General features: G+C 59.7%; 14 protein-coding genes. 4 read left to right on the forward strand and 10 right to left on the reverse strand.

Annotated elements, in window-relative coordinates; all coding sequences use genetic code 11:
• Nucleotides 1–82: 82 nt before the first annotated feature.
• The 5 genes from ACO08A_RS22805 to ACO08A_RS22825 form a co-directional block, all read right to left on the reverse strand.
• Nucleotides 83–826 carry a hypothetical protein gene (locus ACO08A_RS22805; RefSeq protein ID WP_422038218.1) on the reverse strand — a complete coding sequence of 248 codons (744 nt, stop codon included), beginning with the start codon at nucleotides 824–826 and terminating at the stop codon, nucleotides 83–85.
• Nucleotides 827–978: 152 nt separating this feature from the next.
• On the reverse strand, nucleotides 979–1,926 hold the full coding sequence (locus ACO08A_RS22810) for a transglutaminase-like cysteine peptidase (protein ID WP_422038219.1): 948 nt from the start codon (nucleotides 1,924–1,926) through the stop codon (nucleotides 979–981).
• A gap of 29 nt (nucleotides 1,927–1,955) precedes the next feature.
• Complete coding sequence (locus ACO08A_RS22815) at nucleotides 1,956–3,269, reverse strand: HlyD family type I secretion periplasmic adaptor subunit (RefSeq protein WP_422038220.1); 1,314 nt, start codon at nucleotides 3,267–3,269, stop codon at nucleotides 1,956–1,958.
• Entirely contained in the window at nucleotides 3,266–5,470 is a 2,205-nt protein-coding gene (locus tag ACO08A_RS22820) for a type I secretion system permease/ATPase (RefSeq protein ID WP_422038221.1), read from the reverse strand. The genes ACO08A_RS22815 and ACO08A_RS22820 overlap by 4 nt, the downstream gene beginning before the upstream one ends.
• Nucleotides 5,471–5,644: 174 nt before the next feature.
• Nucleotides 5,645–6,985, reverse strand: a complete 1,341-nt coding sequence (locus tag ACO08A_RS22825; protein ID WP_422038222.1) for a TolC family outer membrane protein — start codon at nucleotides 6,983–6,985, stop codon at nucleotides 5,645–5,647.
• Nucleotides 6,986–7,639: 654 nt separating this feature from the next.
• Between ACO08A_RS22825 and ACO08A_RS22830 the strand changes: the two genes are divergently transcribed.
• Together ACO08A_RS22830 and sfsA are read left to right on the forward strand one after the other, a co-directional pair.
• Complete coding sequence (locus ACO08A_RS22830) at nucleotides 7,640–9,064, forward strand: TrkH family potassium uptake protein (protein ID WP_422041796.1); 1,425 nt, start codon at nucleotides 7,640–7,642, stop codon at nucleotides 9,062–9,064.
• Between the two features lie 41 nt (nucleotides 9,065–9,105).
• Nucleotides 9,106–9,810, forward strand: coding sequence for a DNA/RNA nuclease SfsA (sfsA, locus tag ACO08A_RS22835; protein ID WP_422038223.1), 705 nt, complete (start codon nucleotides 9,106–9,108; stop codon nucleotides 9,808–9,810).
• A 58-nt stretch (nucleotides 9,811–9,868) separates the two neighbouring features.
• Here the strand turns inward: sfsA and gpt are convergent, their stop codons facing one another.
• From gpt to ACO08A_RS22855, 4 genes are all read right to left on the reverse strand, one after another.
• Nucleotides 9,869–10,378: a xanthine phosphoribosyltransferase gene (gpt, locus tag ACO08A_RS22840; protein ID WP_422038224.1), complete on the reverse strand. Its 510-nt coding sequence runs from the start codon at nucleotides 10,376–10,378 to the stop codon at nucleotides 9,869–9,871.
• A 15-nt stretch (nucleotides 10,379–10,393) separates the two neighbouring features.
• Nucleotides 10,394–11,140, reverse strand: coding sequence for a competence/damage-inducible protein A (locus tag ACO08A_RS22845; protein WP_422038226.1), 747 nt, complete (start codon nucleotides 11,138–11,140; stop codon nucleotides 10,394–10,396).
• 73 nt (nucleotides 11,141–11,213) lie between these two features.
• Entirely contained in the window at nucleotides 11,214–12,416 is a 1,203-nt protein-coding gene (locus ACO08A_RS22850) for an FAD-dependent monooxygenase (protein WP_422038227.1), read from the reverse strand.
• 14 nt (nucleotides 12,417–12,430) lie between these two features.
• Nucleotides 12,431–12,676, reverse strand: a complete 246-nt coding sequence (locus ACO08A_RS22855) for a zinc-finger domain-containing protein (protein WP_422038228.1) — start codon at nucleotides 12,674–12,676, stop codon at nucleotides 12,431–12,433.
• Nucleotides 12,677–12,892: 216 nt separating this feature from the next.
• Between ACO08A_RS22855 and ACO08A_RS22860 the strand changes: the two genes are divergently transcribed.
• Nucleotides 12,893–13,648, forward strand: coding sequence for an alpha/beta fold hydrolase (locus ACO08A_RS22860; RefSeq protein WP_422038229.1), 756 nt, complete (start codon nucleotides 12,893–12,895; stop codon nucleotides 13,646–13,648).
• A 52-nt stretch (nucleotides 13,649–13,700) separates the two neighbouring features.
• A complete protein-coding gene (locus ACO08A_RS22865; RefSeq protein ID WP_422038230.1) occupies nucleotides 13,701–14,585 on the forward strand; it encodes an alpha/beta fold hydrolase in 885 nt (294 codons plus the stop codon).
• A gap of 110 nt (nucleotides 14,586–14,695) precedes the next feature.
• Here ACO08A_RS22865 and ACO08A_RS22870 read toward each other — a convergent pair whose 3' ends face one another.
• Nucleotides 14,696–15,493, reverse strand: a complete 798-nt coding sequence (locus ACO08A_RS22870) for an enoyl-CoA hydratase-related protein (RefSeq protein ID WP_422038231.1) — start codon at nucleotides 15,491–15,493, stop codon at nucleotides 14,696–14,698.
• Nucleotides 15,494–15,625: the final 132 nt, after the last annotated feature.

A 15,625-nucleotide genomic window follows, 5' to 3' on the forward strand; every position in this document is an offset into this window, starting at 1 on the left:
CGTACTGAGAGGGCGTGGACGCTGCGCCCTGTCAGTCATCATCCCTGGGAAATCTCGTCTCCCGCGCAGGCCTGAATGCGCGTTACCGGTTACCTGCACTGCTGCGCAAATGCAGGCAGCCCGCAAACCCGACAAAAACAATCGCGATGGCCGCGGCCAGCGACAACAATCGGGTCGTCGCCGGTATGCCGATGGGCGAGGCGCCGTTGGCGCTAGAGTCAGCTGAATTCGAAACGCTGGCGGTCGTGCGAGCTGAAGCCGCGTTTCGTTGCGTCAGCATCGTCATGTCGCCGTTTGCGACAACCCCGGCCAGTTTGCCCGCGACATCTGTCGGCGTGTTGATATCCGGAATGTCCGCTTCGACCATGAGTCCCGGATTTTCGCCTGCGTCTCGCGTGAAGTTGGTGGCCGAGAGCAATTCCCTGCCGCTCTGGTCAAACAGGGAAATCCGCGCAAGACCAGTCTCGGTCGCTGCTGCGCTCAAGACGGTTTTCAGATACGCGGCAAGTTCCTTCGCCTCTTCACCATCCGGCCAACGGTCCGAGACATCGACGAATTCGGAGATCAGCGGAAGCGTTGCAAGTTCTTCAAGGCGCAGACGCGGAGCGGTGAGGTGCGCATCCCGGAGGGCTTCGACAAGGTGGCCGCGCTCGTCTTCGGCTTTCACGCGTTCCGTGCGAAGGACCGTTTCCTGATGCTCGGCGAGGAAGTGGCCTCCGCCAACGACGCTGATTGCGAACAGGCAACTTACGGCGGCAAGAACCAATGCCCGGGCATTGCCTGAGGTCTTTTCCCGAATCGCGGTGCTGTCGGCTCGATCACGCATCTTGCGCGTATAGCACACACCCGTTTTTATGGAAGACGCAAGGGTACGGACTCATAAATGAAGTCAATTTGGTTTGGATCGTTTTGACCAACTGCGAGGAGCGAAAGCGCAGGAAATGTGGTTCATTTTCGAGCCTGTTCGCGGATCTGTCCTCAGCGCGTTGCTGACTGCAACCGGGCTGCAAGACTGACAGGTGTGCCGGGCCGTCCTGTGTGTGTCCATTCACCGGCCGCATTGACTGAGTAAAGCGGCTTGTAGTGTGGCAGATCCCGCTCAAACCGGACGCGCGAAAAACGGTTGTCCAGAATAAGCCACTGCTCCTTGTGGCGAACGGTGAGCACCGCGTGGAACTGCCGCAGAGCTGCGTCGCGCAAGACCACGATCCGCATGTCATCGTCGCTGATGCCCAGATCACGGAGGAGGGCATATTTCAGGATTGCGAAATCCTCGCAGTCACCTGCGCGGTGTGTCAGCGCTTCTGCAGGGCTCGCCCAATATTCACCCGTCTCATAGAGCGCGCTGTCTTCCCGGTACGCCAGCAAGCGATTGACGAGTTCGTTCACTTTCGGGATCTGCAGCCCTCTGCGCTTCGTCCCAGCCTGCTTCAGGATCTCGGTATATTCCGGATGGGTCAGATGAGCGTTTTGCGCCGATGCGGACTGCGGTGCAAAATCAGCGAGGGCCTTTTGCCAGCGCCGCGTGATTGGCGACAGTTCGATCGACTTTCCCAACGATCCAAAGAGCAGCGTCGGCTTCAGGGCCTTCGGAGCAGCTTCGGCAGGGGCAACCGCGATTGTGCGGCTGCGGTCCGAGGGCTTGGGCTGGGGAATGCTGACTTCATCGGCGGCGTTCGCGCTTGCAGCCGATATTTCGAGAGAAGCGGCGGCATGCACTGGTACCGGCGTGCCATCGACCGAAGCCAGTTGCATCATCTTGTCCGGATGAACGCTTGTCTGAGTTCCGGCGCCGGGGGTGTTGTCCGCGACCGCAGTGCCGGTCATCAGCCGGATCAGAAGAACGGAAAAACACACGAGCCATGCCGTGTGAACGCCGCATTGTTTTGCCGCCCTAACCGCCGCAGCGGCTGCTCGGTAGTCCATCTGCCGATCGCCTCGTTCTTGTCGAGACGTCAGCGCTCCCTCAAGGCTTCATCCCGAACTTTCTTGATCGGCTTCAAGATGTAGTCCAGGACCGTTTTCTCGCCGGTTAATATATCGATCGACGCAACCATTCCTGGTATTATTGGTAAAGGTTCGGTATCTGAACCCAGATAGTTTTTATCTGTTCTTATCATGACGCGGAAGAACCGATTACCTTCTTCATCTTCCGTGGTATCGGCGCTGATACGCTCCAGGTTTCCCTCAAGACCACCGTAAACGGAGAAGTCGTAAGCCGTGATCTTGACCTGTGCCTTTTGGCCGGGATGCAGAAAAGCGACGTCCTTGGGCCGGATTCTGGCTTCGATGAGAAGCGTGTCCTCCAGCGGAACGATCTCGACCAGATCGGCTGCAGGCTGAACCACTGCGCCGATCGTTGTGATATTCAACTTGTTTATGATGCCCTTGACGGGGGAGACCAGTTCGGTCCTGCGCACCTTGTCAGCCGCCCCCCTGAGGCTTTCCTCTATGATGGCGAGTTCGCCCCTGCTTTCCGCCAATTGCTGACTGGCTTCGGACACGAACTCCGCGACGGCGCTGCCGGAGCGCTCGCGCGCTTCCTCCATGGCGGCAAGGGCCCTTTGCACCGAGGCCTTGGTTATGGCGAGTTCGCCTTCGCTTTCGGTCAGCTGGCGCTGCAACTGCAGGAATTCGATTTCGGGCAGAACCCTGCGCTCGTAGAGGCTCTGCTTGATCTCGACTTCGCGCTTCATGATCTCGATCACGGATTCGAGCTTGTCCTGTTTTGCAAGCAGTTCCTGATATTCCTGCTCGCGTTGGGATGCCTGGTTCTTCAGGACCCGGAGTTCATTCTCCAGGCGTGCCTTCTTGTCCAGGTATACGTTCTCTTCTTCCGCGATCAGGCGAGGGGCCTCCGCCGCAAGTTCCTGCGGAAATGCGAGCGGCTTTTCATCTGCCTCCGAATCGAGGCGTGCTACCCTGGCCATCAGGGCCCACCGGCGCTGACGGATTTCCCCGAGCTGCGAGGAAACGGTCGTATCGTCGATCTCTATGAGCGGTTGGCCTTCTTCGACCACGTCTCCTTCGCGCACAAAGATCTTCTCGACAATGCCCGGTTCAGGCGCCTGGACGACCTGTATTTGCCGCGATGGTACGACACGCCCATCTCCGCGTGTGACCTCTTCCAGGGTTGCGAAATAGGCCCAGGCGAGGGCGACAACGAACAGGAGGAGCGCGATCCGGATGACGTTTGTTGTGTAACGTGGCGGCTTCGTCTGAATGACGTCGCGGATGTCGTTCGCGTAGTTCCAATCGCCGGCACTCATGAGCCATCCCCTTGAGTGTTCTGCTGATTGGCCGCGTTGACCGCACCGAGTTCCTGGAGCTTCCTGAGGATCTCCGTTCGCGGCCCGTCGAGGGCAAGCTTGCCGTAGTCGAGCGTGATCAACCGGTCTGTCAGTTCGACGAGACTCATGCGGTGGGTGCTGATGATGACGGTGGTGTCGGGGGTATTGTAGTCCATCAACCTGGAGATCAGCCGGCGTTCCGAAGCAAGATCGAGGTGACTGGAGGGCTCATCGAGAAACAGCACCCGCGGCTTTCTGAGCAGGATCCTGGCGAGTGCAACGGCCTGCTTCTGCCCGCCGGAAAGGAACCGTCCGCCTTCGCCGACCTGCAGGTCGTATCCGAGCGGGTTCTGGGCGACGAACTCCTCGACGCCGGCGATCCGTGCAGCTTCGACCAGAGCATCGTCGTCCGCGAAAGGGTCGCCCGCGCTGATGTTCTCCCGCACGGTTCCGCTGAACAGAACGTTGTCCTGCGAAAGAAAGCCGACATTGGATCTCAGGTCTGCCGGATCGAATTGCCGCGTGTCCGTGCCGTCAATCAGTACGGTGCCATTCGAGGGATAGTACAGTCCCGACAACAGGCGCCCGATCGTGCTTTTTCCTGAACCGACACGTCCGATCAGGCCGACTGTCTCTCCCGGCGCGATCTTGAACGAGATGTTCTTGAGGCTGTCATCCTCAGCGCTGGGATACCGGAAATTGACACCCTTGAATTCAACGGAGCCGGACGCGATGCGCTTGTTGATATAGGTGCGTCCCGGTTTGCGCTCGGTTTCGGTTTCCATGACCTCATTGAGGATCTTGTAGGAATGAAGGGTCTGGCGCAGCCGGGTCAACGTGTTGGCGACATTGGCAAGCGGTGCCAGGACCCGGCCCGAAAGCATCATTGCCGCGATCAGGGCTCCCATCGTGATATCGCCGCTCTGGATCAGGTAGACACCCCAGACAATGATCACGATGGAGACCGAGGCCTGGACAAGACCGGTTCCCGATTGCGCGATCAGTGCCCAGAAACGCCCTTTCATGATCGCCGCGCTGCTGGCGGCGACGGAGCGTTCCCACTTCGTCTGCATGCGGCCCTCGGCATTCAGCGCCCTGACCGTGTCCAGGTTGGCGATGCTTTCCACGAGGATGGAATGTCGGATCGCACTTTCGCGGTGCGATTGCTCGATTGCGCCGGACAAGGGCGCCTGCACGAACAGGCTGATCGCCAGCACGATGGGAACCGCGATGAGCGGGACCACCGCGATCGGTCCGACCAGAAGAAACAGCACGGCGACAAAAATGCCGATGAAGAAGATGTCGATGATGGAGATCAGCGACGATGACGTGATGAATTCGCGAACGTTTTCGAATTCGCGGATGTGATTGGCGAACTGGCCGGAACTGGCCGGACGTTTTTCGAAATCGATGGCAAGCGCATGCGCGAAGATCCTGCTCGCGAGCGCGTTGTCGGCCTGTTTTCCGGCAACGTTGATGATCTGGCCACGGGCGATCTTCAATATGAAGTCGAAGACCAGGGTCAGGATGACCCCGATCGCGAGCGCCCAAAGCGTCGGGATCGCAAAGTTCGGGACGACGCGGTCATAGACATTCATCGTGAAAAGCGGGGAGGCGAGCGCCAGCAAGTTGATCAGGAGTGCCGCGAGCGCGACATGGGTGTAGTCGCGCCAGTAAGCAGAAACGGTGCTCCAGAACCAGTGCCCCTCCGACCCCAGAGCCCGCTCGCTCTTGCCGGACTTGTCGACGGCGGGCTGAAAGAATATCGCATAGCCGCTGTATTTCTGATTGAAATCGGCAAGCTCGACCCGCTGTTTTTCCGGCGCCTGTGAAGGATCGATCAGTTCGACCTTGCCCGTTTCCCGGTCGATACCGGACAGCACGCGCAGGTCCGAGTTGTTCAAAGTGACGATGCAGGGAAGTGCCGCAAGCGGGATGGTGTCGAGTGCGATCTTGTCAGGCAGCACTTTCAGACCGCAATTTGCGGCCGCGCGCCCGAGCAAGCCGACTGAAAGGCGATCTCCACTGCGGGGGAGACCGTTCCAGATCACCGCGTCCGAAACGACATAACCGTGTACCCGGGCGATGTACTTGAGGCACCCGGCCAGCGGATCTGTCGACGCCTGAGAAGCCGGAAGCGCGTCCGTCTCTTTCGTCTCTTCGGTAGTTTTGTTGAGCATCTCTGCTTTGAACCGAGCTCTGTTTTACCGCCGAGGTATTGCCGATCGTCCGGGTTCTGACGCCCGGTTCTCCCGAAGTGGGCAGGTGTTCGATGGCAAGACGCACGCCGCGGTCGTCGAACGTAAACTATTGTGCTGCCGGAGGCCCGGCAAATCCAATATGAGTTCGAAACGTTAGAATTTACGTAATGGTTCAAGATTGAGTGGATTTCGGGGCAAGATGGTTGCTGCTTCCCGTTGCCCGTCCGCCGCTTCGGGCGGAGGCGTAACGCTCAGGTAGGCGAGCAGATCGCCCGATGTCGCTCTCAGCTGGTACGTGGAGAATGCATAGACCGCGCGAACGGAAATCAGTTCGATCTCGCTGTTGAAAAGCGCGTTTTCCGCGTTCAGCACATCAAGCAGCGTTCGCTGACCGATGTCATATTCCTGACGGTAACCTTCCACGACCTGCCGGTTCGCGGCCAGCTGTTCACGCAGGGCCTCGATCCGGTCGGTGGTGGTGCTGACCGCCGCAAAAGATCGCTGGATGCCTTCCTTCAACTCGCGGCGGATCCGATCGACCCGGATCTGCGCTTCGGTAAGACGTTCGCTGTATTCCTGGCTCAGCGCCGTGTCCCGCCCGCCGTTGTAAAGGTTCCAGGAGAAGATCACCTTGCCGGAATACTCGTTGTTGCGCCCTTCAATGCCGCCGACATCGTCTCCAACCGTCGCCTGACCCTGCAACGCGACCTCGGGAAAGAAGTTTCCCTTGCTGGCCTCGTATTCGAACTTCGCCGCATCGGCGTCGGCAACGGCAGCCCGAACCGTTGGATGGGTTTGAACCGCAGAATCGACAAGCTGATTGATGCTCCCGTTTGGAAGCCTTGCCGGCGTCGCCGGTGCCAGTGACGAGGGTTTCCTGCCCACGACGCGTTCGTACTTTGCAATTGTGTCGAGGAGCGACTGCTGGACTTCCGAAACGATCACTTCTGCCGCGGCAACCCGCTCCCGCGCCTGTGCCAGATCCGCCGCCCCGGTCTCGCCGCCCTCGAAGCGCAGGCGCACGTCGGAGAAAATGCGTTTGTGCTTTTCCACGTTCAGTCTTGCCTTCGCAAGGATCGCGGTGCTGCGCAGTACGTCGATGTAGGATTCCACTGCGTCGAGCGCGATCGCCTCGGAGCGCTCCATGACACGCAGCGCTGCGCCATCTACGCGGGCGCTCTGGCGATAGACCTCGTTCACCGAGGCAAACCCGTCGAACAGCAGCTGCTGCACGGTCACCGTGAACTCTTTCGAGAAGCGCCATTGGTCGTTTTCGTCCTCACTGAACGAGTTGGGCCGGTCAAGCCGTTCAGGTCCAAGTTCCGCGGACAGATCAAGTGTGGGGAGGAAGGCGCCCTGTGAACGGCGATATTCGTTGTCGCGCGCGCGCCTGTTGGCAGCCGACTCGAGGACGTCGGGATTGGTCGAGACAGCTTCCTGTACAACCTGCCTCAGGTCTGCGGCAACTGAGGCTTCGACCAGACAAACGCTCAACAGAAGTGCCGGTAAGATACGCATAGACGACAGTGCCACATTTTTGTTCTTTGTTCGGCGCACACTATTATACCTTCCAACGCATGCCCATGCTTTTGTTGTGCCCGCCGACGGGTAATTGATGCCGGTGTTGCTAACGCGCAACGAATTCCGTGTAAAGGTCACATTTTAGGACGATTTTTAAAATTTTATTTACCATGATTTCGTGATCGGAATGCAGCCGAGGGGTGTAGCCCCAGTTGAATTGCCGGAATTTGTCCACTTTTATTCATGCGCGCGCTCACCGCGGGTTTCAGCCAAGTAAAATCACGAATAGTTCTTAACCAAGGGGCATCGTTTTTTTTACCCATGTCAGTGCTCGTCTGTGCCGTCCTTCCGAACACGGAGTCACCGCTTGCGAAATGGTGGTTTTGCCGGCAGATTGCGACCTGCGCCGGCACGTGTCCTTCCCCGAGCTTCCACGAAGCGCAAGGGCGACCGGCGGACGTCCCGGACCGTGTGTGGAGAAGAGATGAGCAGGGGACGGCTGACGTATATCGTTGGAAATCGGGCGGAAAAGCGTTAGGACGGTGAGTTGGAGCCCTTCAGGGCGCATTCGGCGGTTGATGAAACGGTTTTCGGGACGAGTTCTGCTTGATTTCTTTCAGACCAGTTTTGAACGTTCTCGGGTTCTTGTATGTCGGCCTTGCGACCGCCATGCTCATTCCGGCAATCGTTGATGTTGCCCAGAAAAATGCAGACTGGCAGGCATTCGTTTTTTCCGCATTGCTGACCGGCCTGTTCGGAATGCTGCTTTCGCTCGCGGTCGGAGGCTCGCTTCGCGAAGGTCTCGACACGCGCCAGACCTTCATCCTCACAACCCTTTCCTGGGCGACGTTGCCGGCCTTCGGTGCCCTGCCGTTTCTCTGGCTTGGCATCGGCTATGCCGACGCGGTGTTCGAAGCGGTCTCGGGATTCACGACAACGGGTTCGACCGTGCTGACCGGTCTGGACAGCCTGCCGCCGGGACTTCTTGTCTGGCGCTCCATGCTTCAATGGATGGGCGGGGTGGGGATTATCGTCATGGCGATCGTTCTGCTGCCCTTTCTGCGGATTGGCGGGATGCAGCTGTTTCAGAGCGAAAGCTCGGACCGCTCGGAAAAGATCGTCAGCCGGTCGGTGGAGCTGATACGACTGATCGGGCTCGCCTACCTGTTTCTGACCGTTCTGTGCATCGCGGCCTACCTGGCGACGGGCATGGAACTGTTCGATGCGTTCAATCACGCGCTGACGACGATCGCGACGGGCGGCTACTCGACCCACGACGAATCCTTCGGATATTTCAAGAACCCGGCCTCGGGCTGGGTCGCCGTGGTGTTCATGATCATCGGGGCCATGCCGTTCGTCCTGCTCATCCAGGCGCTGCGCGGGCACCCCCTGCAGCTCTGGCGCGACCCGCAGGTGCGCGCGCTGCTGGGCTTTCTCGCGCTGGTCTCACTGACGCTGACAGTCTATCTCGGCATCAACATGCGTTTTCCGTTCGAGGAGGCGCTGCTTCGGGCCACCTTCAACGTGGTGTCGATCGTGACAGGGACCGGCTATGCGCTGGGTGATTTTTCTCAATGGGGTGCACCGGTCGTCGGCATCGCCTTTCTTCTGATGTTCGTGGGCGGCTGCACCGGTTCGACGACCGGCGGCATCAAGATTTTCCGGTTCCTGGTGTTCTTCGGCACGGTGCGTGCGCATCTGCGCCGGATGGTCCGGCCGCACAGGATCATGTCCGAAGAATACGCCGGCACCCGGCTGACGCCCGAATTGTCGTTTTCGGTTCTTGCGTTCCTGGTCGTCTACATGGGGTCGGTCGGGATCATCACCGTGGCGCTGTCGTTTTTCGATCTCGATCTGGTTACGGCAATTTCGGCGGCGGCTACCTCTGTCGGCAATGTCGGGCCGGGGCTCGGGCCGGTGATCGGACCGGCAGGTCATTTCGCACCGCTGCCCGATGGAGCCAAATGGCTGCTATCCTTCGCGATGCTTGTTGGCCGTCTGGAACTGTTCACGGTATTGGTGCTGCTGGATCCGGACTTCTGGTCCAAGTAAGTGCGGCACAACGTTTCCTATCAATGGTTGGGACACCTCAAATGGAATTTGCGGAACCTCTGGTCGGCGGCCGTCTGGTCAAGCGCTACAAGCGGTTTCTTGCCGACGTTGTCCTCGATGCCGACGGTCGCGAGATTACGGCACACTGCGCCAATCCGGGCTCGATGCTCGGTCTGAAAGAACCGGGCTCGCGGGTCTGGCTGTCCCCGTCCAACAATCCGAAGCGAAAGCTGAAATATTCCTGGGAAATTATCGAAGCCGACGGAGCACTTGTCGGCATCAACACCGCACATCCGAACAAGCTTGTGGAAGAGGCCATAGAAGCGGGGCGTATCACGGAGCTCTCCGGCTACGCCTCCATGAGGCGCGAGGTCAAATACGGCAAGAACTCGCGTATCGATATCCTTCTTGAAGGCCCCGACGGCGGCAGGACTTATGTCGAGGTGAAAAACGTGCACCTGATGCGTCAGCCGGGCCTGGCCGAATTTCCCGACAGCGTGACGGCGCGCGGCGCGAAGCATCTGGGTGAGCTCGCAGATATGGCGGGCGAGGGCCACAGGGCCGCGATGGTGTTTCTGGTGCAGCGGCCGGACTGCGAACGCCTGAGCCTTGCCGAAGACATCGACCCGGCCTATGCGGCCGCGTTCCGCTCAGCGCGCGGCGCGGGCGTCGAGGTCTACGCCATCGGATGCGACGTCCGGCTGGACGGCATAGACGCGGTCAGGCCGGTGGAGATCGCCATCTGAAAAGGGAACCCTGCCAAGCCTGGCATTGCCGCCGACGAACAGCAGCGGCGCGCGTTCGTCAGCCCGCCGTGTCCTTCGAAAGCGGCGGCTGGAACTGCCAGCCCATGTCCCAGGGGAAATAGATCCAGGTATCCTGCGAGACTTCCGTGATGAAGGTGTCCACCATCGGCACGCCGACCGGTTTCGCGTAGACGGTCGCGTAATGCGCCTTGGGCAGCATTTCGCGCACGACCTTGAGGGTCTTGCCGGTGTCGACGAGATCGTCGATCACGAGGACGCCGCTGCCTTCACCGTCTTCAAGGTCAACGACTTTCGGGTCGATCGGCTTGATGACCTTGAGCTGCCCCTGGTTGTCATAGTCGTGGTAGGAGGCGATGCAGACCGTCTCGATCGTGCGAATGCCGAGTTCGCGGGCAACGATACCGGCGGGCACGAGGCCGCCGCGCGTGATGCAGACGATCGCTTTCCATTCGCCCTCGCTCGACAGCCGCCAGGCAAGCGCGCGGGAATCGCGATGGAACATGTCCCAGGATACCGGGAATGCCTTGTTTTGAGTGGAGTTCTCCATGTTCGATCTCGCTTGCTAGGAGTCCAGGATCTCGGCAACGGCCCGTGCAACATCGCTTTCTGCTGCATTCAACACGGCTTCGTCGCGAGAACGGATGACAATCTGTGTGGTGAATTTTCCATCCGAGGCGTTCGGATAGGACCCGATCAGGGTCTGCGGATGGGCTTCCTGGATCGCAGCGAGCCTGTCGGCGATCCGGCTTTCGGGCATGTCGGCAGCGACGGTTTTCGATAGCATCTTCTTGCCGGTTTTCAGCGTTGGCGCGATCGCGTCCATCATTGCCTGCATGATGGAGGGGACACCGGCCATGACGTGCACGTTTTCGATCCGGAAGCCCGGGGCCTTGGAAACCTTGTTCTCGATCAGGTCGGCCCCCTCGGGAATGCGGGCCATGCGCTGGCGAGCCGGTGTGAACTGACCCGGCTGGTAATGCTTCTCCATGATGGCGACCGCGCGGGGATCAAGGTTCAGCGGAACATTGAAGGCCGCAGCCACACTTTCCGCCGTGATGTCGTCATGGGTCGGTCCGATGCCGCCGGAGGTGAAGACGTAATCGTATCTTGCACGAAGCGCATTGACCGCGGAGACGATCTCCTGCTGTTCGTCGGGCACGACGCGCACTTCTTTCAGATCGATGCCGAGCGAAGTCATGTAGTCGGCCACGAAACCAATGTTCTTGTCTTTCGTGCGGCCGGAGAGAATTTCGTCTCCGATGACCAGAAACGCGGCGGTTACGACATCGTCTGCCTTCTGACCGGTCATCGTTGCACTCCCTCAGTCTTGAATGGGATTTCGCTTTATCCCAGCTTTGTGCCGGGCTCAAGCCAAAGACGTCTTATTGATCAGGTGTCCAGCCATAAATGTGGTCGAAACGCTCGGCAAGTTTTCTGGGCTTTGTGAGGCGGAGGACGGAATCCCGCGCGAAGGCCATGGGGCCGGAGAAGTGAAATGTGCGCGCGTTTCCGAATGAAATTCCCTGTATCCTGGCTGCCCTGGGTTTGCGTTCCCGCTCGAACGCCCTGAGGGCCGCCGGAATGTTCTCCACGTCCCTTGGAAGGTGCTTCGCAAGGATCGCAGCGTCTTCAATCGCCATTGCCGCTCCCTGGGCCATGAAGGGCAACATGGCGTGCGCTGCGTCACCCATCAGGACGAGGTTGCCATGCGACCACGGGCCGGACGCATCCACGCTGCACAAGGCCCATTTGAGCCATTGCTTCGGGGTGTTGAGGAGGTTCCGCGTTTCGGCAGGCCAGTCCTTGAAGACACGCACAACGGCTTCCTTGTCGGCCTCTGCCGACCAGGTCTCGTCTCCCCAGTCTTCCTTGGCCAGCACCACGATATTCAGCTCGCGCCCGCCGCGAATGGGGTAATGCACGAGATGACAGTCCCGGTGGAGCCACAGCCCGGTGTCCCTGGCGAACTTCGGGTCGACCTGATCGATCGGCACCGTGGCGCGATAGGCGACCTGACCGCTGAAACGGGCGTTCTTGTGGCCGGGGACATGCTGTCTTGTCTTCGACCAGACACCGTCCGCGCCGATCAGCGCCTTGCAGGTCAGGTTTTCGGTCCTGTCGCCCTCCCGGAAAACGCAGGAGAGTTGATCGTAAGGCGTCGCGGTGAGGTCCTTCACGTCGCTCGAAAGACGGATGGTGATCCCCGGTGTCGACTGTGCCTTTTCCAGGAGGACCCGTTGTAGATCCGCCCGGTGGATGACCCAGAAGGGGTTCTTGTGCCGCTGCCTGATGAAGTCGCCGAGTTCGACGCGCGCGATCTGCCTGCCGGACCGGCCGGACCAGATGCGGAGGTTGCCCGGGGCATGGGCGTAGGGCTCCAAGTCGTCCAGCAGGCCGAATTGTGCGAGCACTGAACAGGCATTCGGTGACAGTTGCAGCCCGGCGCCGACTTCCGATATCTCGCTGGCGCGTTCAAGCAGAACGACTTCGTGCCCCTGCTGCTGCAGGGCGAGGGCCGCGCACAGCCCGCCGATGCCACCACCTGCGACAACGATCGGATCGGCGCCTTGGTCAGTGTCGGTCATGAGCCGCGGTTCTCTCAGGCGGCTTCCGGTGTCCAGTTGCAGTCGTTCGGAGACGATTCCTCAGCCTCAAGCGTCGCGTCGAACTTGTAGAGCGTGGAGCAATAGGGGCAAACGATTTCGTTTTCCGCGCCCATGTCCAGGAACACGTGAGGATGATCGAACGGAGGTTTCGCGCCAATGCACATGAATTTGCGTGTGCCGATCGCGATCGAATCGTGTCCGCTTGTGTTCTGAAAATGCGGGACAACCTGATCCGCCATTGTCACATTCCTCTTGGTCATGGTGGGACACCGTCCCCGATAGCAAATTTCGCGGACCATATCCATTCGTAATCTGAAAAGGTAGGGCTCGCGCGATGCGGTCCACTGCCGCATCAGAGGATTCTCAGGAGCCGCCATTTTCTTCTTTGCCAAGGCGGTTTTATCGCCTTACTGTAAAAACCAGCCATGTTTTCCGTTTACGTAAAGGTTAGCTATATGCCGTATGTCGATCTGGATGGTGTCGGGATTTCCTATCTCGACGAAGGGGCGGGGGATCCGATCCTGCTCATTCACGGGTTCGCATCGAACAAGACGGTCAACTGGCAGTATCCGGGATGGGTGGACCTTCTGGTCAAGGACGGCAGGCGCGTCATCGCGATCGACAACCGGGGGCACGGGGAGAGTGAAAAACTCTACGACCCGGCGGACTACGGCGCACCGCTGATGGCCGAAGACGCAAAGAACCTGCTCGACCACCTGGACGTCGAACAGGCGGACATCATGGGATATTCCATGGGCGCCCGAATCTCGGCTTTTCTGACGCTCAATCATCCCGACAAGGTCCGCAGGGCGATCTTCAGCGGGCTCGGCTACGGCATGGTGACCGGGGTCGGGGATCCCGAGCCGATCGCCTCGGCGCTGGAGACCGAGCGGATACAGGATATCTCGGACCGCACGGGCAGGGCCTTCAGAGCCTTTGCCGATCAGACCGGGTCCGACAGGCTGGCGCTGGCAGCCTGCATGCGGTCGTCACGGCAGAAGATCAGCGAGGACGACGTTTCGCAGATCACGCGGCCCGTGCTCGTTGCCGTCGGAACGAAGGACGACATTGCCGGATCGCCGCACAAGCTTGCGGAACTGATCCCGCACGCGGAGGTCCTGGAAATACCGGGGCGAGATCACATGGTGGCGGTTGGAGACAAGGTCCACAAGCAGGGCGTTCTGGCGTTCCTGAACAACGTGGAGGCCTGAGGGGGCTCAAGGCTTGCAGCGACCGGACGAAAATGGTGCTTGAGGGGGATTGATGGGACCGAAGCGCGTGGAATTTCAGGGGGCGGAAAAGAATATAATTGTTGCCGACCGGTACGGCGTGGGTGACCAGCCTGTCGTGATGCTTCACGGTGGCGGTCAGACCCGGCACTCCTGGGACGCTGCGGCGGTGAGGATCGCCGAACTCGGACATCCGGTCTATGTGCTGGACCAGCGCGGCCACGGCGAGAGCGACTGGGTCGCGTCCGAAAACTATCTCTTTTCCGATTTCGCCCTCGATCTTGTCGCGGTGACACGTCAGGTCGTTGCGCTCCACAAGGCCAGGCCGGTGGTTGTCGGCGCGTCGCTCGGCGGTTTTGCCGGAATGCTGGCCGAGGGACAGGAAAACCCGGGCGGGCTGTCGGCACTTGTTCTTGTCGACATCACGCCGCGCGTCGATCTCGGCGGCGTCAGCAAGATCATCGGTTTCATGGGAGACCGTGTCGAAGAAGGGTTCGCGGATGTGGAGGAGGCGGCTGAAGCCATCTCACGCTATCTGCCCAACAGGACCCGGCCGAAGGACCTTTCCGGCCTGTCGAAGAACCTGCGCCTGCATGGTGACGGGCGCTATCGCTGGCACTGGGACCCGGCTTTCCTGAAATCGCGCCAGAACAGGGATCACAGCGTGGCCGAGGAGGTCCAGGCGAAAATGGTGGCGGCAGCCGGCAACCTGTCCCTGCCGGTGCTTCTCGTTCGCGGCCGGAACTCGGAACTTGTCTCGATGGATCATGTGAACGAGTTCCTGGAGCTTGTTCCTCACGCGCAGTTCACGGACATACAGGATGCGGGACATATGGTGGCCGGTGACCGGAACGACGTTTTCGCTTCGGCCGTCGAAGATTTTCTTGTTGACCTGAAATCGGGTGCGGAACAGGCGTGAAGGGAGAAAACTCATTCCTTCAGCATACTATGCCGGGTTCCTGAGAATCTGATTCATGATTTTTCAGCGCGCATGCGGCCCGGCAACCCGGACGCCGGGTGATAAGGCCATCAGCTGCCGGTGAACTCGGGGAGCCGCTTTTCCAGAAACGCGCGGCAGCCCTCCCGGTAGTCCGAACTTTCAATGCAGATCTGCGCGTTCTGACGATGAGTTTCCGGGTCACGGGCAGCTTTCGCACTCATTTCGTTAATTGCGTGTTTCGCCGCCCAGATCGAGAGTGGCGCGTTGGAGACGATCGTGTCGCACAGCGTACTGATACGTTCTCCAAGATCAGACGGGTCCACCGTTTCGTTGATCAGGCCCATCTGACGGGCGTCTCCCGCTGAAATGCGGTCGCCGGTGAACAAAAGGCGCTTTGCGTTGGAGGGAGAGACCGCCTCCAGAAGATCCGACAGGGCCTCGGGGGGATAGGCCAGGCCCAGTTTTGCCGCCGGAATTCCGAAATAGGCGGTCTGCGACGCGATCCGCAGATCGCAGGCGAGGGCCAGGCCCAGGCCGCCACCCAGGCATGGCCCCTCGATTGCCGCTATGACGGGGATCTGAAGAGATTTCAGGGCATTGAAGGCGGCCACGTTGATCTCGTCGTAGCGCAGTGCGCTGTCCTTCGTCGACCGGATTGCTTCAAATTCGGAGATGTCGGCGCCTGCGCAGAAGCTTTTGCCGCCTTCGCCCCGGACGACGCATACCCGGACATCCGCGACATTCGTCAATTCCCGAAGCACGGCCGGGATACGTGTCCAGGCAGCCAGCGAAAGTGCGTTCTTGCGCTCCGGCGCGTTCAGAACCAGTTCCGCGACCATGCCGTGAATGTTCAACACGGGATTGAGCGGTTCGGGGGCGCCGGGCATGTCTGGTCTCCAAGATGTGATCATCAGAAAGCTTCACCGTTGAAAATCTTAACGATTCGGCTTTGATAAAAAGGTTTCATATCTGATATCAGCAAGTTTCATTTTGGAATATCAGACGACAGTCCTATTTTA

It is taken from the genome of Roseibium sp. (genome assembly GCF_965232425.1).
GTDB lineage: Bacteria > Pseudomonadota > Alphaproteobacteria > Rhizobiales > Stappiaceae > Roseibium.